This window comes from Kitasatospora griseola (genome assembly GCF_014648555.1).
Classification (GTDB): Bacteria; Actinomycetota; Actinomycetes; order Streptomycetales; family Streptomycetaceae; genus Kitasatospora; species Kitasatospora griseola.
Genome location: NZ_BMRI01000041.1, coordinates 46,631 through 68,928 on the forward strand (window position 1 = coordinate 46,631; position 22,298 = coordinate 68,928).

The 22,298-nt window shown below is 68.9% G+C and carries 16 protein-coding genes, 2 pseudogenes and 1 CRISPR repeat array; of the genes and pseudogenes, 5 read left to right on the top strand and 13 right to left on the bottom strand.

The features are described 5' to 3' along the window. Window positions 1-7: 7 nt before the first annotated feature. From cas3 to IEZ12_RS32575, 7 genes are all read right to left on the bottom strand, one after another. Window positions 8-2,773 (bottom strand): CRISPR-associated helicase Cas3', encoded by a 2,766-nt coding sequence (cas3, locus tag IEZ12_RS32545; protein ID WP_229848447.1) that lies wholly within the window; start codon window positions 2,771-2,773, stop codon window positions 8-10. A gap of 183 nt (window positions 2,774-2,956) precedes the next feature. Next, window positions 2,957-3,418: a hypothetical protein gene (locus IEZ12_RS32550; protein WP_189277284.1), complete on the bottom strand. Its 462-nt coding sequence runs from the start codon at window positions 3,416-3,418 to the stop codon at window positions 2,957-2,959. A gap of 98 nt (window positions 3,419-3,516) precedes the next feature. Beyond that, window positions 3,517-4,821, bottom strand: a complete 1,305-nt coding sequence (locus IEZ12_RS32555) for a GNAT family N-acetyltransferase (protein WP_189277286.1) — start codon at window positions 4,819-4,821, stop codon at window positions 3,517-3,519. Between the two features lie 142 nt (window positions 4,822-4,963). Continuing rightward, on the bottom strand, window positions 4,964-5,206 hold the full coding sequence (locus IEZ12_RS32560; protein ID WP_189277289.1) for a hypothetical protein: 243 nt from the start codon (window positions 5,204-5,206) through the stop codon (window positions 4,964-4,966). 68 nt (window positions 5,207-5,274) lie between these two features. Continuing rightward, window positions 5,275-5,553, bottom strand: a complete 279-nt coding sequence (locus IEZ12_RS32565) for a hypothetical protein (RefSeq protein WP_189277291.1) — start codon at window positions 5,551-5,553, stop codon at window positions 5,275-5,277. A gap of 653 nt (window positions 5,554-6,206) precedes the next feature. Then, complete coding sequence (locus IEZ12_RS32570; RefSeq protein ID WP_189277293.1) at window positions 6,207-6,662, bottom strand: peptide deformylase; 456 nt, start codon at window positions 6,660-6,662, stop codon at window positions 6,207-6,209. 63 nt (window positions 6,663-6,725) lie between these two features. Continuing rightward, window positions 6,726-7,634 carry a hypothetical protein gene (locus IEZ12_RS32575; protein ID WP_189277295.1) on the bottom strand — a complete coding sequence of 303 codons (909 nt, stop codon included), beginning with the start codon at window positions 7,632-7,634 and terminating at the stop codon, window positions 6,726-6,728. A gap of 296 nt (window positions 7,635-7,930) precedes the next feature. Between IEZ12_RS32575 and IEZ12_RS32580 the strand changes: the two genes are divergently transcribed. Further along, window positions 7,931-9,004: a hypothetical protein gene (locus IEZ12_RS32580; protein ID WP_189277297.1), complete on the top strand. Its 1,074-nt coding sequence runs from the start codon at window positions 7,931-7,933 to the stop codon at window positions 9,002-9,004. A 1,045-nt stretch (window positions 9,005-10,049) separates the two neighbouring features. Here IEZ12_RS32580 and IEZ12_RS39515 read toward each other — a convergent pair. The 5 genes and pseudogenes from IEZ12_RS39515 to IEZ12_RS32605 form a co-directional block, all read right to left on the bottom strand. Then, window positions 10,050-10,400: pseudogene (locus IEZ12_RS39515) on the bottom strand (IS21 family transposase); the annotation flags it as partial. Window positions 10,401-10,605: 205 nt separating this feature from the next. After that, a CRISPR array of direct repeats spans window positions 10,606-11,117; the repeat unit is 24 nt; unit sequence CTGCTCCCCGCACGCGCGGGGATG. 425 nt (window positions 11,118-11,542) lie between these two features. Next, window positions 11,543-11,851 (bottom strand): annotated as a pseudogene (locus tag IEZ12_RS39520) (GNAT family N-acetyltransferase); the annotation flags it as partial. Window positions 11,852-12,052: 201 nt separating this feature from the next. After that, window positions 12,053-13,528: a hypothetical protein gene (locus tag IEZ12_RS32595; RefSeq protein WP_189277303.1), complete on the bottom strand. Its 1,476-nt coding sequence runs from the start codon at window positions 13,526-13,528 to the stop codon at window positions 12,053-12,055. 200 nt (window positions 13,529-13,728) lie between these two features. Further along, on the bottom strand, window positions 13,729-14,337 hold the full coding sequence (locus IEZ12_RS32600; protein ID WP_189277305.1) for a ComF family protein: 609 nt from the start codon (window positions 14,335-14,337) through the stop codon (window positions 13,729-13,731). A 137-nt stretch (window positions 14,338-14,474) separates the two neighbouring features. After that, on the bottom strand, window positions 14,475-15,431 hold the full coding sequence (locus tag IEZ12_RS32605) for a DNA-processing protein DprA (protein WP_189277307.1): 957 nt from the start codon (window positions 15,429-15,431) through the stop codon (window positions 14,475-14,477). Between the two features lie 1,928 nt (window positions 15,432-17,359). Between IEZ12_RS32605 and IEZ12_RS32610 the strand changes: the two genes are divergently transcribed. Then, a complete protein-coding gene (locus tag IEZ12_RS32610) occupies window positions 17,360-18,769 on the top strand; it encodes a hypothetical protein (protein ID WP_189277309.1) in 1,410 nt (469 codons plus the stop codon). Here the strand turns inward: IEZ12_RS32610 and IEZ12_RS32615 are convergent. Continuing rightward, window positions 18,688-19,484, bottom strand: a protein-coding gene (locus IEZ12_RS32615) for an IS5 family transposase (protein ID WP_189277322.1) whose coding sequence is annotated in 2 segments (ribosomal slippage) — window positions 18,688-19,148 and window positions 19,148-19,484 — 798 coding nt in all. Because the reading frame shifts where the segments join, the coding sequence is not laid out codon by codon here. The genes IEZ12_RS32610 and IEZ12_RS32615 overlap by 82 nt on opposite strands. Before the next feature lie 32 nt (window positions 19,485-19,516). Between IEZ12_RS32615 and IEZ12_RS32620 the strand changes: the two genes are divergently transcribed. From IEZ12_RS32620 to IEZ12_RS32630, 3 genes are all read left to right on the top strand, one after another. Next, complete coding sequence (locus tag IEZ12_RS32620) at window positions 19,517-20,353, top strand: tyrosine-type recombinase/integrase (protein ID WP_189277311.1); 837 nt, start codon at window positions 19,517-19,519, stop codon at window positions 20,351-20,353. Beyond that, window positions 20,350-20,919 (top strand): DUF6262 family protein, encoded by a 570-nt coding sequence (locus IEZ12_RS32625; protein WP_189277313.1) that lies wholly within the window; start codon window positions 20,350-20,352, stop codon window positions 20,917-20,919. The genes IEZ12_RS32620 and IEZ12_RS32625 overlap by 4 nt, the downstream gene beginning before the upstream one ends. Before the next feature lie 73 nt (window positions 20,920-20,992). Continuing rightward, window positions 20,993-22,246: a HEPN/Toprim-associated domain-containing protein gene (locus IEZ12_RS32630; protein WP_189277315.1), complete on the top strand. Its 1,254-nt coding sequence runs from the start codon at window positions 20,993-20,995 to the stop codon at window positions 22,244-22,246. The last annotated feature ends 52 nt before the right edge of the window (window positions 22,247-22,298 follow it).

The window sequence follows — 22,298 nt, forward strand, 5'->3', positions numbered from 1 at the left end:
AGCCCGGTCAGCGTGCATTCGACACCTCGAGTCCGTTCTCACGGGTGTACATGAGTCGGAACCCTGCCAGAGAGGTCTGACAACCGGGCCTGATCGGGAGGATCAACTGCCCTGCCAGCCAAGGGTTTTCCTTTGTCTGCCATTTTTCGAAAGAAAACTGCTTAAGTTCGGCGACAACTCGGTCGACAATGTGCGGCTTGGCCATGGCCACCGGCAGGCGCAGCCCGCACGCCGCCGCTGCCCTCGCCGCCTCCGGCGACGGCACCGCGTCGGTCGGCAGCGCCAGCCCCCCGCGCCCCTCCCCCGCCCAGTGCACCGTCGCCAGCGAACCGTCCCCCAACTCCTCCACCACGAGGACCTCGACGCACTCCTCGCTGTCGCGCACCTGCGCCCGCCCGGCCCGCGTGTCGTCCGCGTCCCCCACGCTCCCGGCCAGCCATCCGATCAGCGGCCGCCCGTCCTTCCCCGCTTCCCCGATGCAGAACTGCTCCGCCCTGTCGGCCTTCCCGGCCTGGAGCTTCTCGTGGACCAGCCGCGCCTCCTCCAGCGCCGGCGCCCAGTCCGCCGGCCCCACCTGACCGCCCCCGTACACGTCCTGCACCAGGGCGCTGATGTCCCCCGGCAGGTCCACCGGCCTCCCCCCGTCGAAGAACGGGAGCAGCACCGCGAGCGAGCGCAGCAGCGCGTGCCGCCCGTAGATGAACTCCGACCCGCGCACCGGCTTCGGTACCGCAGCCGACCAGTCCACACCCGTCACCAGGCACTTCGCGTCCCGCAGCACCGCCGGCCGGCCTTCCCGCGCATGCCGGTGCAGCCGGCCCATCCGCTGCAGCAGCAGGTCCACCGGCGCCGCGTCGCTCACCAGCAGGTCGAAATCCACGTCCAGTGACTGCTCCGCCACCTGACTGGCCACCACGATGTGCCGCCCGGGCCGCACGGCGGCGTCCCGGCCGAACAGCTCCAGCAGCCGATGGTCGTTCTCGGCCCGGTCGACATCGATGAACCGGCTGTGCGCGACCGTCACCGCCCTCGGGCCGAACCGCTCCCGCAAAGCCTTCGCCGTCTCCAGCACCCGGCCGACCGTGTTGCGGACCACCAGCGCGCACCCGCCGCCGGCCAGCTCCGCCTCCAACCGGTCCGCCAACACCCCCAAGCCGTCGTCGAGACGCTCCACCCGCACCTCGTACCCGCGCCCCGACACCGCCGGCCGCCCCAGCACCGGCACGGCCCCCCGGCTCACCGCCGTCAGCAGCGGATACTCCCGCGCCTGCTCCACCGGCACGAACCGCTCGTCGTCCCCGGCCGCACCCGCATACGCCTGCGCCAGCTCCCGGCGCCGCGCAGCCGGCAGCGTCGCCGACAGCACCACCACCGGAACCCCGTACGCGCCCAACCAGCCCAGCACCCGGTCCAGATACGTGTTCATGTACGTGTCGTACGCGTGCGCCTCGTCGATCACCACGGTCTTCCCCGCCACCGCCAGATGACGCAGCACCAGATGACGGGCCCTCAACCCGGCAAACAGCAACTGGTCGACCGTCCCGACCACGAACGACGACAGCATCCCCTTCTTCCGGCCCACCAGCCAGTGGTGCGCCACCAGCTCCGCCGACGCCGCCGCCTCCCCGCCGGCCGACACCGTCTGCACGGCGCCGTCCACGTCCACCGACGCGATCCGCTTCCGCGACCCGGCCCTGAGCTCGGCGGCGTCCTTGTTCAGCGCGGCCTTCGAATGCGCCAGCAGCACCGACAGGCGATCCCCGTCCCCGGCCGGCAGCCGGTCCAGCCAGCTGAGCAGCCTCGGGAACATCGCGTTGCTCGTCGCCATCGTCGGCAGCGCGAAGAACACCCCGCCCGAACCGGCCCGCGCCGCCAGCACCTCCGCCGCGGCCAGCGCCGCCTCCGTCTTCCCCTCCCCCATCGGCGCCTCGACGATCAACAGCCCCGGCTCCGGCATCCCGCGCGCCGTCTCCACCGCCGCCGCCTGCACCGGCCGCACCACCGCCCCCGCCGGCAGGTCGAACCGCGACGCGAACAACTCCCCCACACCGTCCCGCGGAACCACCGGCCTCCACGACCCCGGCAGGTCCAGGTCACGCCACGCCGCCCCCGCCCGACCCGACCCGGCCCCGCACTCCGACCCGGCCGGGAAGTACGGGAACAGGTCCTCGTTGCTCGCGATCCAGTCCGCCATGATCACCAGACCGGACAGCACCACCTGCACCGGCTGCGGCAACCTCACCCCCCGCCACTCCCCCAGCCGCCCCTCCACGCCGAACTCGGCGGCGCACGCATCCAGCAACTCGCCCTGAACTCGCCGCCACACCCCCTCGTTCCCGCCCGGCGTCCGCAGCAGATCCCACCGCCCGTCCAGATCCCTGAGCGACGGATGATCCGGCGGCACCCCGTGATGGCCGCCCACCACCACCGCGAACTGCCCCGTCACCCTCCCCGGCCAGCCCCGCTGCTCCTCCAGCCACTCCTGCAGCAGCACCTGGCCCGCCAGGCCGTGCGGCGCCAATCGCCGGTCCGCACCCACCGCCCGCCGCGACGGCATCTCCAACCCCGCCGCCCGCATCCGGTCCGCCAACACCTCCACCTGGCACGCGAACGCCGGCGTCGCCTTCCCGATGTCGTGCACCCCCGCCAGCCACACCGCCAACCGCCGCCCGTCCACCTCCCCCTCCGGAAGCACCCTGCCGACCAGAGCCCGAACCCGGGCCGGCAGCCAGCAGTCCCACAGCAGCCCCGCCACGGCCGCACTGTCGTGCATGTGACACCACAGGGGCAGCCACCCACCGTTGTCCTTGTCGTGCTTCGCCCACACACTCAGAGCCTGCGCCGACAACCGCGCACGCAGACCGTCGCCCTCAGACATCACGCGCATCCCTCACCGCTGCAAGCCTTACCACCCGCTCCGGACGGCGGGTGATCATAGAGACCACCGGTGACCGCGCTATGCGGTTCGATTCACCGCACCGCGCCCTGGGTCTTCTACTTCGTGAGCCGCGCTGAGGTGACGTACCGGTCGAAAGCGGGCTCGATCGAAGCCCGGGACATGACGCCAGGGGCGCAACGCTGCGGCGATGAGGTTCCAGTCGTCGCGCACAGCTGTCAGGTGATTCAGCCGATCGGCTTCGCTCAAGACGTCTGGCCTGCTGGCGACATGGTCGAGTTGGAGGCGGATTCGGGTTGCAGCGTCGTGGACCAGGACGTCCAGCGCGTCGGCGAAGCGGGCACCCGGTGTCCCGTTGCGGGTGTCGAGCTCGCTCTCGAGCCACGGGTGGAGGAAGAGGATGGCTGCGTTGACATCGGCCACGGTGATGTCGGTGGCGTAACGCGGCTGGATTACGGACATGATGGTTGACTCCTGGGGCTCGCCGATCAACGGGCCGATCGTTGTGGTGCCGATGACCATGGACTGAGATATTCGCCGGACCACGTGATGACTGTGCGATTCCCGGGACCGCTCAAGGAACCTCTCCGTTCGCCGTCCTCGAAGTCGCGACTGGTCGGTCAGCTGATCCAGATTCCTTCGGGCGAGAGTTTGCGGGCGAGGTGCTGACCGGCAGCGCTGACCGGGGTGGACCACGACACGTCGCTGGTGTCGCAGCCGAAGTCGTCGGCGAGGGCTTGGACAAGTGCGCGGCCGATGCCGTGCCTGCGATGCGTGCCGGCTACCCAGATCAGACCGATCTGCGGGCGCAGAGTGCGGTCCTGGATGCTGGCGGGCGAGTCCTCGGCCAGCTTCCAGTGGTGGTGCCGGTCGGTATCGTGGGCATTCAGGTAGCCGATGACGCGATGGTTGCTCTGGAACAGGTAGGCGCGGACGTCGTCCGGAGTGGGTTCTGGCTCGCGGACGTGGAACCACGAGTTGGTGTCGTAACCGTTTTCCCTTTGTGGCAGGCGTCCCATGCGGTGAGCCAGCCTTCGCCAGGCGATGGGCGATTGGGAGGTTACGACGGCGATGCCGTTCGTCCAGTGCAGGCCCTTGGGTGTTGGGACTCCCAGGGCCCATTGCACGTGATGGGCGGCGTGTTGGGCCTGTGCGTCGCGTGATCCGTGCAGGCGTGTGCCGCAGGGGCAGTCGCCGGTGCCGGCGATGTGGGACGGCCGGAAGCGGACCGGTCGGGCGCCTCGGCTGAGGTTGCTGCGGGACCGGCCTTTGGACTGCGGCCGGGTGGGTGCATCGTCGGGTTCGATGTGCGAGGTCCATCGGTCCGTCCATCCGGGATACCGTTCGGGCCGGCTCTCTCGCAGCAGCTTTTCGGCGAACGGCAGTTCCGGTCGCACCCAGACACTGCCCGGCGTGGCCTGGCCGTTGAGGCGCAGCCCGCGGTGCTTGGCCTGCTCGCGAAGGAAACGCAGGAACACGGTGGGCGGCGGGTCGAAGTCGGTGCCGCGGACAAGTTCCCGTTCGCCAGGGTTCAGCCACTGCTCGACAGGGAGCACGAGCTGAGCGGTCAGTTCGTCGAGCTTGGTGTAGTCGTGCTCAAGCTCTGCGGAGCGAAGTGCGTCCACGGCGAGTTGAACGTGCGTGAATGGGACCCGGACGGTGATGAAGCGGCTTCCGCTGCTCAGCAGGTAGCTGCCTGGGTAGCCGTTGTAGCGGACACGGTTGCAGGCCGCTTCGGCGGCACGTTCTGCTGCCACCGTGAAGGCGGCCGGCAGGTCGGCATCTTCTCCCCGCATGTTCAGGGAGTCGACGTACCCGTCACGGTCCAGGGAGACAACGGCGAACCACCGCGTCGCCTCGACCTCGATCCGGCGGGAGCGCCAGGTGCGTTCGGCGTCGAGGTAGATCCGCTTGTCCACGGTCACGGCTCTCCGGTACGGCTGCGCGCGGGCAGCAGGGGCAGGGCGTGCCCGGCGGCTGCTCGGGAGCACCGATACTGCGGGGTTCTGCGAGAGTCCGGCACGAGCTTCTTCTGGCCGGTGCCGTCGTGTGATCCCGCCGGGGAGGTCACGGCATGGTGATCTGAAGAATCGTCAGACGCTTGGCGCCGTCGTTCACCAGAAGCATCACCAGAAGGCGCTGGGTCACCAGAAGACGCGTCACGCCGTCGTCCTCGCCATAGGGCACGGTTGTCCCATGCGGGTCCTCGCACACCTGGAACAGCGCAAGGGACAACTCCTCACCCGCGGGCGGCGGCAGCGAGTCCCAGACGAGCTGCTGCACGGAGTCGACATGGAGCGAGTACGGCATACCCGGAGCGTAGCCGTGCCACTACGGATCCGACAGGAAAATGCGGAATGTGAGGACACCTACGACGGTCAGGCTGCGTGGTTCCGGCGTCCCGTTGCCTCGGTGCGCACCTTTTCGGTGACGTCGATCCACTCGCCCGGAAGTTCACCGTCGGGGCCGGACTGCTCGAGGAGGTCCTGGCCTCGCTGCGCGCTGGCCTGAAGGCTGTCAGCGATGCCCTGCCAGTGGGCGAACACGGCCAGGAGTTCGTGGGCGGGGGCGCGGTTGATCTCCGCGAGGAACCTGTGCCGCACCGCCGGCGCACCCAGCGACTCGCTAATGCGTTCGATCGTCCATGGTTCGCTCATTCTTGCCTCCAAGCCACAAGGACGGGCAGAACACCCCCGCGCCGACAGCCTGTCAACGAGAGGAACACTCCGGGACCCCCGCGATCACACACGGTCTGGAACCGTGTACTACACCAGCACCGTAGCGCATTCTGTGCATACCACCACGACAAATCCGACAGTCCAGCCCGACACCACCTACTCACGTGAGTACGTGGTCCATGGCAGCCCCGACGATGCTGGCGGACCGGTACTGCAGCCCCGCCCTCATGAGAATGATCCATACCGTAAGGAGGAAGTACTGGTCCTGCTCAACCGCTCCCCGCGTATGCGGGGATGGCCCGCACGCGGCCTGAGCGTCTTCCCGCTCATCCGAACTGCTCCCCGCACGCGCGGGGATGGTCCCGACGCGTTCGACGGCATCACCCGGATCCAGCACTGCTCCCCGCGCCCGCGGGGATGGCCCCACCAGACTCGGGGCCTAGACCAACCAACCTGCCTGCTCCCCGCGCCCGCGGGGATGGCCCCGCAGGTCAAAGCATTGGTGGGCCCCGTTGCCCGCTGCTCCCCGCGCCCGCGGGGATGGTCCCTGCTGCGACGCGTCGTTGCCGCCGAGGACGCCCTGCTCCCCGCACGCGCGGGGATGGTCCCGTGCCCTTCAGTGGCAGCTCGAATCAGTTCTCCTGCTCCCCGCACACGCGGGGGTCGTGAAACCGAAGTAGGTCAGTGGGCCCGGGTGGACCCCGCGCCCGGTACTTCTCAACGGGGATCGGTGTGGCGTCGTCGCGCATGCGGTCGGTGTACAAGAGGCCGTTGCGGTGGTCGATCTCGTGGGCGACAAGGCGGGCGAGGCCGAGCTCGTACACCACGGTTGTCACCCTGCCGTCGATGCTCGCGGAGGTGACGTCCATTCGCAGGGGACGGGGGACCAGGCCGCGGACGTCGAAGAAGCTCAAGCAGCCCTCGTACTGCTCGTCGGACTCCTCGGAGGCGTCGGCGACACGGGGGTTGAGCAGGATGATCGGGGCGGCGTCCGGGTTCGGAGGGAGGACGAGGGCGGCGGCGCGGTCGACTGTAGGCAGGGCCACCGCGCTGGGCGCCGGGGAGTCGCTGTCGCTGGAGCGGCTCACTCTGCCGTTCCAGGTCGTCTGACGCCCCCGCCGCGCTGACGGCCCCCGGGACGGGCCGGGCGGTCACTGCGGTGCGCTCGGCTCCGGCCCCCGGCACCGACGTGCTGCTACCCGAGGGCGGCCGGGATGTCCGGGGGCAAGGGGATCTCGTCGAGGCACAGGCGGTTGTCGGGGAAGCGGAACGTCAGGTTGTTGTGGGCGTCCGGCTCGTAGGGGGTGTCGCCGATTGTGGTGAGCAGCGCCCGAAGGCGCGGGTAGGGCGCCGGCAGGACCCGCTCGATCGTCCAGGGGGCGCGTAGGGCGTCGAGGGTGAGGGTGGCGAGGTTTGATCCCGGCCTGGCGGTGCTGGGCAGCGTGCCGGGTCATCCAGGGTTGGTCGGCGAGCAGTGGCTCGGCGTCAGCGACGGTGTAGCGCAGCAGTACGTCGCCGCGCTGGACCAGGACGGCGGCGCCGGCGGGAAGTCCCTGGCCCGGCGCGAGTTTGGTGGTGCTGGCGGTGACGCGGCCGATCACGGGGCCGAGTCCGTGGCGGCGTACTTCCGCGAACTGGTCGGCGGTGGCGTCGACGAACCTCCCGGACTGCGGTAGGAACAGCACGCTGTGGCCGTGGAACGTCGTGCCGTCCGCGCTCCAGGAAGGCGTCGTGCTGCCGTGGGAACGCCGTGTCCCGCCGGCTGACTCGGTGAGCAGGGATACGGCCATGAGTTCGCTGGGGATCGCGAACTGCGCGAAGGCGTGGTGCAGGGTCAGCGAGGCGTCGACGCAGCGGTTGGCGGGCTGGCCGGTGGAGATGTTGGTCAGCAGGTGCGGCATCACGAGCTCGACCAACTGCTCGGGCGGGGCCGTGGTCAGCAGGTTGACGACGAGGTCGGTGGTGTCCACGAGCATCGGTGTGCCGTTGGAGTTCGGCGAGCGGCGAATCTTCCGGGACGCGGCGGCCTTGCTCTGCTTGCGGTTGCGAGAGACGGGCATCACTCGACCGAAGGAACGGCCCGCCGGCTGTCCCGGGGCCCGGCACAGCCGGCGGGAAGGCCCGCCCGGCGGTCTTCCGTCCTCCGCCCCGGCGCGGACCTGCTGCTGGCGCTGCACGCCTGCGGGAACGGACACCGGCGGCCGCAGAGCAAGTTGGCAGCGGTCCTCACCCCTCGCCTGCCCGCAACATCGATGAATGTGATGCAGATCACATCTCGTCGCCAAAAAACTTTGACGGATTGGCACCCTCCCGGGCCAGGTAGTAGAAGTCTCGCCTGAACAAGGAGAACCAGCCCGTGGCCACCACCCCTCCCCTGCCGGAGTGGACTCCCTCCACCGAACTCGTTGTGACGGCTGAGTCTCGGCTGGCGCGTATCAGCCGGGACTCGCTTCCGGCGTATCTGCCCGTCGTGGCCGATCCCGAGCGGGCAGTAAGGGACTTGGCCAAGTCGGTGAGCGACAGGGGCGGGATGATCGAGGCCGCCGAGGGCCGCGAGCACCATCTGATCCTGGAGCTCCAGATTCTCAGGCTGAACTTGCAGCTGATGGGGGCCCACGCCAAGGTGACGCGTTCGTTGGACCGTCTGAAGGACCTGGAGCGTCAACTGATCGGCAAGGAACTCAATCGGGCGGCTGATGAGGTCCCAGGGCTCGCACATGGAGATTGGCTGCCGATCCGACGTGAGGCCGGGGAAATGCAGCGCTGGGTCCGAGCACGCCTCTGGGACCTGTTCGGAGCGTCGGCGGAGCGCCGTAATCAATCCGCGCTGTACGCCGCGCTGGGGGCCCGCCGGGCTGCGGTCGCGGGCAACGACCAGGCCGTCGACGCTTTCGCCCGACAGTGGCTGAAGATCTCGAACGTGACCTCAGACTGGCGAGAGGCCGTGTCCTACGCCCTGATGGGCGACTGGGAGAGCGGGCCGCCTGGAGTGGACAACGAGACTCTCGTGGCCGCGCTTCGCCTGGAGAGCGGCACGGTTCACCAACAACTGCAGCCGATCTGGGAGCGCAAGTCCGCCGGCAACCGGGTGGCCCTCCTTGATGCTCCCGTACCAGGAGGCCAGGGGCTGACGCTGCACGACGTGATCTCCGACAATCGCCACCCGCAGGACGACGTACTGCCTTGGGAGCCCGCCGAGCAGCGCGCCCTCGCGGTCTTCGCCAAGTTGTCGCCCGAGGAGCAGGAGGTTGCTCGGGTGTGGTCGCAGAGCGGGCGCGGATCTTGGGAGGAAGCAGCCCGTGAAGTCGGGTGCCCCTCCCCGCACGCCTTCGGACAACGGGTCCGCGCCAAGCTCAAGCGGCTCGGCGGCCAGTACACCGAACGAGTTCAGGCGGCCGCCCTTACCCTGGGCGGCGGCCGTGAGCGGTGACTTGACCTCTCCCGTGCCGGACGACGGCCGACAGCGTGCGGTGTTGGTACGCGTCGCCTGGCCGAGCATGCCGACGTGTGCCGCCGTGCTGAGCAACGGCTCGGTCGGCAGCCTCCTCGTGAGCGGTACGATCCCGCCCGACCCGCCGCTGGTGTGGCCCCTCGTCACCCTTGCGCTCGGCTCCATGGTTTACGACCTGGGGGTCCGCGCCCTCAGCCGGTAGAGCCCGCTGCACCCGCCCAGGCTGGGGGTTGAGGCTGCAACAGACGCCGTCGCCGAGGTGGTCCAGGACGGCATGATGGTCCTCACCGCCCGGCGCTGCCTCCGCTGCGCCGCCATGTCAACCGGCTGACCCGCCACCTGGCGCACGATCAGGCGACTGCCGGCCCGAGGCGACGCTGCTCAGCGGAGGGTGATGTCGGGGCAGCGCTGGCCGGTGAGGATCTCGTGGACGACCTGTGCGACCTCGTGGGCACCGTCGGCGGTGACCGACGCGTAGAGGCTGAGGACGCTGGTGCCGGGCCGAGGACGGTCGGATGAGCGCCCCCGGCACCGCTGCACTGTGGTGGTGGAAGTCCGATCGGAATCAGCCTGCGCGGGCAGGCGCGATCGGCACGCCGGGTCGAGGTGTTGCACCAGTCGTCCGTTGCGGTGTCCGGTGAACAGGTGGGGGTAGGATCGGCGCCGCGCCCTACAGGTCGGCCGTGGCCAGGGTGGTGACCAGCTGTCCGGCTTCGAGGCAGTGGGTGAGGTCGAGTCCGCTGTCGAGCATGGTGAGAACGGCGTGGTGCCGGGCGGCGGGGACGGCCGCGATCTGGTCGCCGTCGCGGCTGACGTTGATGGTCGTCGGCTTCTTGCCGGGGTGGGTCAGGGCGACCGGCCCGTCGGAGATGTGCGGCGCTACCTGTGCGAGGCGAGTGGTCACGGGGCGGCCGCGGAGTAGTTCGTTGAGTGGGTTGGCCGGCCTGCTCACGTAGTCGAGGAGATCCTCGACCTCGTACATGTTGGCCTTGTATGCGGTGGTCCAGCCGTCGATCTGCTGGGCGGGCCGAAACACCCTGCGGTTCCCGGCCCGGTAGGACTCCTTCGCCGCCGCGACGGCCCGGCGGGTCGTGCGGTCGGTGCCAGTGAAGCCCATCGCGACGATCTTCTTGTGAACAGCGTCGGCCCCGACCCTGCTCCGGGACCGCTCGACAAGCTCCTCGACCTTCGGCAGGAAGCCGTCGATCAGCTTCGACCGCACGGCCCGCTCGGTCGGGTCGACCCCCTGGCCCCGGAGCTGGACATAGCGCCGCACCGTGTGGTGGTCGCACCCGGCCAGCTCGGCCGCCTTCCGGTAACTCCCCGTGAGGTCATACGCCTCAAGAATCTCCATGATCTCCTCATCGCTCTTCACCCCGCCCACTCTGCGTTATGGGCTTAGCGGGTCAGCGGGGAGATCAGCTGTCCGTCACCGGGGAGGTCTCGTGTCCGCCAGCGGGGAGGCCAACCGACCGCCGTTGGGGAGTCTGCCGCGTCCGCTGACAATGCCGCTTATGCCTGAATTCCTGGAAGTAGCTCATTTCCGAGTCGACGGCGTCTAGAGTCCCAGGTCAACAAGGCTGCTCCCCGCACGCGCGGGGATGATCCCGCCATCGTGAAGAACCCCAACACCCAGGCTGCCTGCTCCCCGCACGCGCGGGGATGATCCTTCGCCCGCAGGGGTGTGCCATTGGGCCAGGTTCTGCTCCCCGCACGCGCGGGGATGATCCCGAGCGCGGTGAGGCCGTTGCTCTCGACATGCGCTGCTCCCCGCACGCGCGGGGATGATCCCGAGCGCGGTGAGGCCGTTGCTCTCGACATGCGCTGCTCCCCGCACGCGCGGGGATGATCCCTCGTCCAGGACGACTGCGATGTACGGCATGGTCTGCTCCCCGCACGCGCGGGGATGATCCCATGAGCCAGCTCGCCGACGAGTTCGAGGTCGACTGCTCCCCGCACGCGCGGGGATGGTCCCTCGCCGGCGCTTCGCGCAGCAACGTGCTCAGGCTGCTCCCCGCACGCGCGGGGATGACCCCTCGGCGCCACCCACGACGACATCGCCGACGAACTGCTCCCCGCGCCCGCGGGGACGGCCCCCAGCTCGATGGCACCGAGGCGACGGCCTGATCTGCTCCCTGCGCCCGCAAGGATGAGACGGACCACAACCAGAGCACCGCCTGCTCCCCGCGCCTGTGGGGATGGTCCCGGCTGCTCTACGTGCCGCCGGCGCTGCAGAGGCTGCTCCCCGTGCACGCGGGCGTCGTACTGCCGTGGGAGCATCCATCCACGCGTCACTGCTCCTTGACACCTTCACCGCATCGCTGACCCGGAGGGCGACGCCCCCGGTAGGGAAGAAAGCCGTTTATGTCCGAATTTCAGAAAGTGGCGGATTCTCGTACCACTCGCGCATAACGCCTCAGGTCAACAAGACTGCTCCCCGCACCCGCGGGGATGGTCCCCACAGCTCGGCGATCCCCCAGCACGCCGCGCGCCCGAGCCGAGCCCGAGACCCGAGGACTATTCGATCGTGAATCGGTAGACCCTCGAGTCCCGGGCTTGGAAACCAGCCCGTTCGTAGAGACGATTCGCAGCATCGCGCGATGGGCGGGACGTCGGGTCGACGGTTCGAGCGCCTGCGTCCTTCGCCAGTCGGAGTGCGGCATCGGTCAAGGCCCCGCCGACTCCGTGGCCACGCGCGGCGGCATCGACAACGACGTCCTCGATGCGCGCCCGCAGGCCGGACGGCAGCGGGGACAGGACCAACGTCAGCGCGCCCACGATCGCTCCGTCGAGCCGGGCGATCAGCAGCGTAGTGGCGTCGGTAGCGTGTGAGTGAGGGCCCGGGTCGTCTCCCTGACAAGTCGCGGTCGGGGCCTCACCCTGGATGTGTCGGAGGGGCTGGACCCGTGGGGTCCAGCCCCTCCGGCTATAGCAGCAAATTGGACAGCGAGACTCGTCGGGTGCTGAGCAAGATCTTCCGCATCGGGTGGCCATTGTCGGACCAGCGTGGCCTGGGCGAGTTGGCGGCTACAGACCCGCCCGGTTCAGCAGCCACTCCATGTGCTCGCTCGGAAGGAACGGTGAGGAGCCAGCGGCTTCTGCGACGCGTTCCGAGGAGTCGGCGAGGAGACGCAGCAGGGATTGGAGCGGGAGGTTGGGGTGGGGCGCGACCGCGCGGCGGACGCGGTCTTCGGGGTCGGCGGCCAGCTTCTCGGCGAGTTCCGAGGGCAGATCCGGATCGCGAGGTGCGAAGGAGCGGAGCCGGGGCTCAGGGTCGGTGGCGAAGCGGCGCAGGGCGGCTGGCGGGAACGTCAGAACCTCCTTCTTGTCCCACCAGAACGTGAACTTGTCCCGCTGGGGCTGGTAGCGGCGCTCGATGCTCTCGGCGGTTGCGAGATCGACCAGGTGCGGGGCGGTGTGCGCCATGGTGAGGCGGACCATCTCCTCTTCGTCGTCGAGCAGTCGGGCCACCGCTTTGGCGGGAAGGGCCTTGCTAGCGGCCGCGGAGACTCGGAAGCTGACATAGGGCGAGTCGATGTGCGGCAGCGGATCAGCCGTCACCCAGGGCAGCCGCAGGATCCGTAGTTCCGTGGGCGCGAATTCGTTCCGGAACCACTGCAGGACCGTTTCGTCGTCCGCGTCGGGGCCCGGATCAGCCGTCGAGCGCGACAGTTCGTGCACCGAGGCGTGGATCTGTGCCCGCACGTGCTCGGGCGTGTCTGGTCGGGCGAAGACCTTCACACGGACGTTCAAGGCCGGATCGACCGCAAGGGCCTCGCGGGCCGGCGGCGGCAGGTCGGGATGCCGGGCGAGCTCGGCGCGAACCTCGCTGTCCGTATCTGCGGCGAGCCGCTGGAGGGTGTCCGCGTCGAGAACAGCGTGAATGACCGCGCCCGCCCGAGTCACCGGGTCCGCCAACAGCGTCGGAAGTAGGTCCGAGGGCGGTGTCGGATGCGGCCGATGCGCGTAGTAGGTCGAACAGGCCGCAGCGCGGACCTTGTTCTCGGGGTCGGTCAGCAGGATCCGGCGGACCGCCTCCGGTGCTTGTGGCCAGTGCTTCGCCAGCGCAGCGCGGATCGAGGGGTCTGAGTCGGCGGCGAGGTGGGCCCGGAGGTCGGGCGGCGTGTGATGGCCCTGGGCCAGGTACTCACGGACCCGTGGATCGGGATCGTTGATGAGCTGTTCCAGCATTTTCCTCGGTGCGGTCGCGGCGTGGACAACGAGTGCGGCCCGCACCTCCCCGTCCCGATGGGCGGCCAGTTGGATGCGGAACTGGTCCGGCAGCCGGTCGTTGAGCGCGAGGCTGTGCAGGAGCCAGTGGTCGTCAATCGCGACGATCTCGGCGATCACGTCCTCGGTGAGGTCCGGACGCTTCGCCACCTCCCCCATGCCCCGTCGCCATGCGAATAGTCGCCGGACCATAGAAGCTGGCAGGGCGGGATTCATCGCCAACCCGTCTATCACCTTGTCGAGGTGAATCGAGGGCAGATCGTCAGCATCCATGCGGCTAGCATGCCAGGCAGGCTTCTATGCGAAGCCCGGGCGATAACCACGACAGCGTGTTCCCCGCGCGAGCGGGGGTCAGCCGGCCGACCTCGCGGCGTGGATCCGCGGGCAGGAGTCTTCCCCGCGGGAGCGGGGGTCAGCCGCTGACGTGGTGGCTGTACGGGATGTGGGAGCGGGCCTCCCCGCGCGAGCGGGGGTTAGCCGGGAACACGGGCCAGTACGAGCCCACGCACTTCCTTCGCCTCACCTTTTTCGATCAGGAACTTGCCGACAGTGTGGAACTGCGAGCCGGTGGTGAAGACGTCGTCGACCAGCAGGACACGCTTGCCCTCGACACTCCGTCGGAGCTTGAGCGCCCCGGCATGCTCGCGGGCAGCCTCCATTTTGTCGTTCCACCCCCGGCCGGCCGACTTTTTGGTCTCCCATGTCTTGATCAGGACGGGGCGGCCGGGCTCGACGATCGGCCAGCGGCCCAGCCCGTCCTCGGCGTGCGCCGCGCTCATCATCAGTTCGATGTGTTGGAGCGGCAAACGGTCGGGCGCAGTGGGATTTCCGACGATGAGGTCGATGTCCGCGACCAGGTCCTCATTGGCTTCAAGCCATCCGACGATGAGTCGGCCGAAGATGACACCCCAGCCCTGCGAAGCGCCCGCGTAGCCGTACTTGTAATCCTTGATCGCCTGCCCAAGGGGGTTGGCGTACAGCGCCAGGGCGTCCACGCGGGTGAAGAAGCGCCTGTCCACAGTCCAGCCGCAGATCCTGTTCCAGCACGGCGTGCCGGGCGCGGCCAAGCTCTGGCTGCACACGTCGCAGCGGTGCTCGGCAAGCGGATGTACCGCCGAAGCGGCGCACTCCGCACATCCCTGAGTGGTTCCGGTGAGTCGGTAGGCGCAGCGATGGCACTGCGGAAAGACGAGGCGCCCGGGAAGATCTAATCCACTGGTCACAGGCCCACCAGCGCGAGCTGGAGACGCTGCTGCGCGGCCTGCTGGACCCGCTTGGCATTACCCAGGCGTGCGAGCACGTCGTCGACCTTGCCGACTTCGATCGCTTTGCCGTCTGCGACCATCTTCGCTGCCCATGGCTCGCTCGTCGCAAGGGACTTGATCAGGAAGACCTGCTTGCCGTGTTCATGGGCGATGCGGGCCTGCATCTTCGCGCCGGACGTCGAGGACGCCTCGATCACGATCGAGCCCATGGTCGAGCCGGAGGTGACGACGTTGCGCCTGGGGAAGGTCCACGTGGCCGGCGCGGAGGTGGGCCAGAACTGCGAGACGAGCGCACCGCCTTCGGCGACGATCCGGGCGGCCAGGCCCTTGTTCTGCGCGGGGTAGATCTTCGCGGCGATACCGGTTCCCATCACGGCGACGGTCCGACCACTGGCGTCGAGCGTCGCCGTGTGGGCAGCGGTGTCGATCCCCTTCGCGAGACCGCTGAAGATCACCACGTCCTCGTCGACCAGGAGCCGCGCCATGCGGGCGGCGCGGAGCATCCCGTCCTCGCTCGCGTTGCGGGTGCCGACGATCGCGGCCGAGCGGGCGTCCCTCTCCTCGAGGTTGCCGAGGTGAAACAAAAAGGGCGGCAGATTCGGCACGAGACGCAGGTTCGCCGGATAGGTCGGATCGAGCACGGTCACGAGGCGGGCGCCGGCCTTCTCGGCGGCCTCCAACTCCGCGGTCACCCGCGCGCGGGCATCGTCGATCAGCGGCAGCGCCTCACGTAGGACAGGGAGGTTCTTTCGTGCGACCGCGGAGTCTTCCGGGATGTCGCCCCCGAGGACGACCTGGAGTGCTTCGGGTGACTGGCAGGTCCGAGCGATCAGGCTCCAGTCGACGGATTTGCTGCCTGCTCGCAGTGCGCAGATGGTCAGCAGCTCCTGCTGCTGGGGTGTTGCGGTCATGTTGAGTCCTTCTACTCACGGCCCCGGGGTGTTCGAAGGGTGGTGCTCGATCTCTGTGGGCCGCTTCCCATCATGGCGTATGCCCGATCAGGTCCGCACGGCTCGCACGCAACTGCTCGGAGATGTCCGGTTCACCCGGGTCGGGGGACCAGGGCGTGCCTGGCGGAGCCGGGAGAGGACGACGCGTAGCGGCGCCGGTCGCCGCCGGCTGACCGCAGGCGGACGAAGACGACGACGCCCAGGTGGATCCGCGAGTCCCCGACACCCGTGCGGCCGCCGAGAAGTGGCAGCGGCGGGCCCACATCGGGATCGCCCGACCTTGCCTCGCGCATCACGGCTGAGGTCCTTCCCGCGCGAGCGGGGCTGGTCCCCGCGCGAAAACGTGCCATCCGACATGCGTGCGCTGCTCCCCGCCAACGCGGGCGTCGTACTGCCGTGGGAGCATCCACCCACGCACTACTGCTCGTTGACACCTTCACAGCACAATCGAAGGACGGCGCCATCGCGCTCGAACGGCACCGGCCGCGAGTCGGCTGCACCGGAAGCATCCACAAGGAGAGATATCGCGTACGTCCGAATCTCTGAAAGTGGGTCACTTCCCGGTCGACGGCACGTAACACCGCAGGTCAACGAGTCTGCTCCCCGCGCCCGCGGAGATGGTCCCCCAGGTCCTGGAGCTGCCGCAGCGCCGGGCCGACTGCTTCTCGCACCCGCGGGGATGACCCCGTCTGATGGGAGCCGACACCATGACCAAGAAGCTGCTCCCCGCGCCCGCGGGGATGACCCCCTGCTCATGTCCGAGGCGCTCGCCGCCCTCCACTGCTCCCCGCGCCCGCGGGGATGACCCCATGGAGCGGCGCCTGGACCGGCTGCAGCACAGCTGCTCCCCGCGCCTGCGGGGATGGTCCCACCAAGACCGGCGCGATGGAGGAGATGCTTTGCTGCTCCCCGCACGCGCGAGGATGGTCCCGACCGGCACACCGACCTGTACCGTGAGCAGGTCTGCTCCCCGTGCCTGCGGAGATGGTCCCGCGTAGGGGATGCGGGTGACGATCACGAGGGCCTGCTCCCCGCGCCCGCGGGGATGGCCCCTCGCCTGCGCTGCGCCGGGCCTCGGCCAGCTGCTGCTCCCCGCGCCCGCGGGGATGGTCTTGATGATGAGCCCGGGGGTTTTGCGGCCCTGCCCTGCTCCCCGTACGCGCGGGGATGGTCCCGCCAGCGCTGCCAACCCGATCAGCTGGGCCGCCTGCTCCCCGCACGCGCGGGGATGGTCCCCCCAGCCCCTCGAGCGACGAAGGGCGGCGGTTCTGCTCCCCGCGCGCGCGGGGATGGCCCCCGCAGGCGCGGGGAGCAGACCACCAGCGGTGCTGCTCCCCGCGCCCGCGGGGATGGTCCCTGCGCCGCCACCGCGACGGCGACCACCCGATCCTGCTCCCCGCGCGCGGGGATCGTCTCGGCGTCAGCAGACCGTCGGGCGCCTCGGCCGGCTAATCCCCGCGCACGTGGGCGTCGTACTGTCGTGGGAGCATCCACCCACGCGCAACTGCCCTTTGACACCTTCACAGCACAACCGAAGGGCGGTGCCATCGGCTCGAGCGGCACAAGTCGCGGGCCGGCCGCACCGGAAGCATCCACAAGGAGAGAAAGGTCGCTTATGTCCGACTCTCTGAAAGTGGGTCATTTCCCGGTCGACGGCGCGTAACACCGCAGGTCAACGAGTCTTCTCCCCGCGCCCGCGGAGATGGTCCCGCGGCAACATCGCCGAGTTCCTGCGGCAGGCGGAGCCGCTCACCTCGCACATCCAGCGCACGTTTCGGCCCTGTCTGCTCTGCCCGGAGACCCCGGCCCGGAGCAAGGAGGGGCTGTGCTTTCTGCACTCGCGTCGCTTCGTCAGCTACCGCAAGGTCCGCCGGCAGGCGGGCAGGCCGGTGGACTTGGACGTCTGGCTGGCCACCCAGCAGCCGCTGCCCGGGTTCGGGAAGTGTCAGGTTCTTGCCTGCGCGGACGCGGCGGACCATCCGCTGCGGTTGTGTGGTCGCCACCGCTACCGCTACGAGCAACTGGACAGGCCGGGCGGCGCGCGGCTCCCGAAGGGCTGGACCCCGCGGATGCTGGAGCGGGGCGAGAGCATCCCGGTCAGCTACGACGACGAGGCCGCGTTCCGGGCTTGGTGCCGGGCCGTCCGCCCGGTCAGCCGGATGAACGGCCGGCTGACCCTGCTCGGCCTGCGGCCCCTGGTCAAGGCGGAGATCAAATGGGCGCTGTTCCACCACACACAGCGGCAATTCGAGGGAGGACGCTGGCCGCTGCCCTGGATTCAGTACCTGATCAACGCCTGCCGCGAGCAGGTGGTGGACTCCCTGGTCGACTTCGACCACCGCGCGGCGGCCCAACACCCCGGTCAGGTCGCCCGGGTGATGCTGGACTACCTGCGGCAGATCTACTTCACCCGCGAGGACACCAAGGACGCCGGGTTCATCGAGACCGAGAACTACGGGGTCCACTTCAACCACCGCAGCACGCTGGTCGACCTCTCCGCCGTGAGTCAGCGCTGGCTCCGCGATCTTCTCTGGGACTTCCTGGACTCCCGGCTGACCGTCGACCCGCCCCGCGGATTCAGCACGCTGTCGGCTCCCCGGCGCGGATGCGTCGAGCTGAGCGCGTTCCTGGAGATCCACGCGCCGGCCGGCGGCCATGACCCCACACTGCTGACCGAGGCCCACGCCGTCGACTTCGTCGCCGACCAGCGCCACCGCGCCAAGCACGGCCTGCGCTCCCTCGGCTTCTACATCGTCGGCAGCAAGGCCGAGCAGACCGTCGTCACCGACGGCACCATGGCCACGACCTTCGCCGCCGTCCGCCGAGTGCTCAGAGCAGCCCTGGACCTGGGAGAGGCCGAGCGGATCGGCCTGGCGCGGGCGTTCATCGTCACCTTCCCGATCTACACGGCAAAGGCGGGCCGCCGCCGGCCCTTCCCCGACGACGTTGCCCGCGCGCTGGCGAACGAGGCAAACCTGACCCGCTTGGAGAGCTTCGACTTCGACGACCGGGGACTGCGGGACATCTGGGAAGCGCTGGTCCTCACCGGCCGTCGCGGCACCGAGGTCTCCAAGGTCCGCCTGGACTGCATCAGCCGGCTCAACCGGATTCCGATGTTCTGGCACGATCAGACGAAGGTCGGCAACTACGACGAGGCGATTCGCATCCCCGAACGCCTCTATGAGCGGATCGAGGCACGCCAGGCTAAGAGGTCATCTCATTTGGTGATTCTCCGGAGACAGATGACTGCTGCGGCGATGCTGGCGAACGCGGCGAAGTGCTCGCCCTTGCGTTCGTAGCGGCGGTGGAGTCGGCGGAAGCCGCTGAGCCAGGCGACGGTGCGCTCGATCACCCATCGGTGTCGGCCGAGGCGTTGGGAGGAGTCGACGCCTCGGCGGGCGATGCGCGCTGAGATCTGGCGTCGCCGCAGGTAGGCGCGGATGAATCGGTGATCGTAGGCTTTGTCGCCGTGGAGCTTGCCGGGCCTGCGTCGCCTCGGGCCGCGGCGCGATCGGACGGGCGGAACGGCATCGGTCAGTGGGATCAGGGCCTGGCTGTCATGGACGTTGGCACCGGATACTGCGAGCGACAGGGGTAAACCGGCACGTTCCGTGAGCAGGTGGATCTTCGACCCGTACTTGCCCCGATCGACAGGATTCGGACCTGTCAGGTCCCCCTTTTCAGGGCCCGCATGTTCACGGAGTCGACCACGCAGCGGGACCAGTCCAGTTCGCCCCTCGCGCCGAGCTCGTCCAGGACGACCCGGTGCAGCTTGGCCCACACCCTGGCCCTGCTCCACTCGGTGAACCGCCGATGGGCAGTCGGCCCGGACGGACCGAAGCAGGGCGGCAGTTGAGCCCACGTGCACCCCGAGGTAGCGACGAACACGATCGCCGCCAGTACCTCGCGATCCCCGTACCGCCGCCGACCGCCGCCCTGAGGCCGGGGCGGCGCAGCCGGCACCACCAACTGGAACAGCTCCCACAACTCGTCCGGCACCAGACGCTCCACGATCAGCACGCCCAGAGTCTAGCTATCCAAATGAGATGACCTCTAAGACGATCGCCCGGTTCGTCCAGAACCACGGACGTCCGCCGACCAAGAAAAAGCGTCCCCGCCTCGCGCTGTTCCCCCGCCGACCGACCAACCGGGACGGCACGCACAGCGTGTCCCACAACTGGTTCAATACCTCGTTCCGCGCCTGGGTGGACACCCTCGACATCGCGCACTGCGTCCCGCACCAGGCCCGGCACACCCTGGCCACCAACCTCCTGCGCAACGGCGCGAACCTCTCCCACGTCAAGCGCTACCTGGGCCAGGTCTCCGAACGCATGGCCGAGCACTACACCCACCTGGCCAACACCGACCCGAGACTCAACGACGCGCTGAACGCCGTCTGGGTCAGCGGACCCGGCTCCGCCGAGCCCGGCGTCCTGCTCTCCACCGGCGAGCCGATGAGCCGCGAGCAGGCCGAGGCCCTTGCCATCGACCTCACCCGCCGCAGCACCCCTGCGGAAGGCGGGTTCTGCACCTTTCAGCCGGTTGTCAACGGTGACGCCTGCCCCTGGGACATGGACTGCCACAACTGCGACAAGTTCGTCCTGTCCGGCGCCGATCTCGTCTACTGGCACCGCAAACGCGAGCAGTGGCGCACGCTGGCCGAACGCGCACCCGACCCCGCGACCGCCGACTTCCTGCACGAGGTGTTCGAGCCGACCACCCGCGCGATCGCCGGCCTGGAGAAGGCTCTGGACGCAGTCGGTCTGCTGGACGAGGCCCTCACGCTCGACCTGCGCCGGCCGCAGGACTACTTCGGCCGGGTCTGGAGCACCGCCTTCCGAGCCCAGGAACTCGCCCGGCACGAAGACGAGGACGCCGCATGAGGCCGGAATCCACCACCGCGGCCATCGCCGCGCGCCGTCGACAGACCGAACAGAAGATCGCCCAGGTCAAGACCGCGATCGGCCAACTCCGACGCGAACGCGCTCGCCTGACCGTCCGGGCCATCGCCCAGCGGGCGGGCGTCTCGGCCACGTTCCTCTACGAGAACGCCGGCGCCCGCGCGCTCGTCCAGCAGGCAGTCACCGACTCCCGAAGCCGCCACGACCGCAGAGCCCTGCAGCAGCACGACCAGGTCGAGGCGACCTGGCGCGAGCGCGCACTCAACGCCGAGGCCGAGCTCACCCGCGCCCAGAAAGAGGTGCTCACCCAGCGGCAGCAGATCGGCGAACTCATGGGACAGCTAAGGGACTTCGACCAGATGGTCCCTGGCGAGTCCGTGCAGGCACTCGTCACCGAGAACACCACCCTCAAACACCGCGTCCAGCAGCTCACCCGTGAGCACCGCACCCTGCAAGAGCGGCTTGAGGGCGCCCGCTCTAACCTCCGTTTCGCCGACAAGCGGATCGCTGCCCTCGAAGCCGAGCTCCTCGAAGCCCAGCAACGGTGATCTCCATTGCCTGCCGGCCGCGAAACTGTGATGCTCGCCAGGCGGATTTACGGAGCGCGGATCGGAGAGTTACGTGGGCGACAGGTGGTCCCTCTTCCTCGGCGAAGACGAGATCAGTGACGGAAAGAACCACATTCCGATCAAGCTCATGACAATCTTTCAAGAGCATGACAGGTACATGGATGAGAAGTGGGCGAGCGAGGTCGACGCGGCAAACGCGGGGGACTTGCCTGACCTCAACGCTGAGGCGGCTGAGTGGATCGGGGGCTGGCCGGAGGCCTATGAGGGCGCGCCAGGGTGGAAGGAGCACGCGGAGGGCATCGCCGACCGTGACATAAGTTCGGCGTTCGGCTACACGGCCACCGTCGACACGGTTGTGAAGCGACTAAATCTGATGGGGTTCACCTCGCAGCGCTGCAAGGCGGATATGAGGGACTTCCTCCAGAAGATTCGCGAGATCGACGGCGATGACGCCATCTACAGCCGAGGGCCGCGGGGGGCGGAGCCCGTTCGCCACGTGATCGACTGCGAGCAGGTGGTGGAGATCGGCCTGCGGGCGTTGATCGCCAGTTCCAAGCCGTCGGAGGTGAAGGAGCCCTTGACGAGCCTGGAGGAGGCCTGCCTGCACGCGCTTGAGTTGCTTCGGGAGGAAGCCTTTGAGGATCCGCGGACACTGCTCGCCGCGCTCCTTGAAGGCCAGGCGCCAGACACCGTTGTCCGCCTCGATCTGCACGATCTCTTGTCGGCCGGCTACTTCGCTCGGCACGATGCCGTCTCAGAGCTCGCCCTGCAGGAACTGGCGTCGGAGATTGGAAGCATCGGGCCAATCATCGTCCTGACCGAGGGGACGACCGATGCCCGGTTCCTCAAGCGAGGCCTGAAGATCGTTGCCCCCGAGCTCGCGGGCTACTTTACGTTCCTCGACCCCGACGCGAAGGCTGCGGGCGGCACAGCCCAGCTGGTGAAGAACCTGCGGGCCTTCGCAGCCGCCGGGATCATGAACCGCGTCATTGCGATGGTCGACAATGACGCCGCTGGCCGCGAGGCCGTGAAGACGCTGTCGAGCGCTCCGCTGCCCGGACGATTCAAGGTCTGCAAGTTGCCCGATCTCGACTACGTGAAGGACTACCCGACTCTCGGACCTACAGGCGACACCCGCTACGACATCAACGGCCGAGCATGTTCCGTGGAGTTCTACTTCGGCCTCGACTGCCTGCTGACAGCTTCTGGTGAGCCGCTCCCGGTTCGCTGGACCGGCTTCAACGGCGCTACTGAACTTGAATGGGTGAAGCCGGGCCGTTTGCCTGAGAAAGTGTTGGGTAATTGATCAACTGCGCGTTGTGATGCGGTGGCGGTGATCTTCGTGGCGGCTGGTCCGC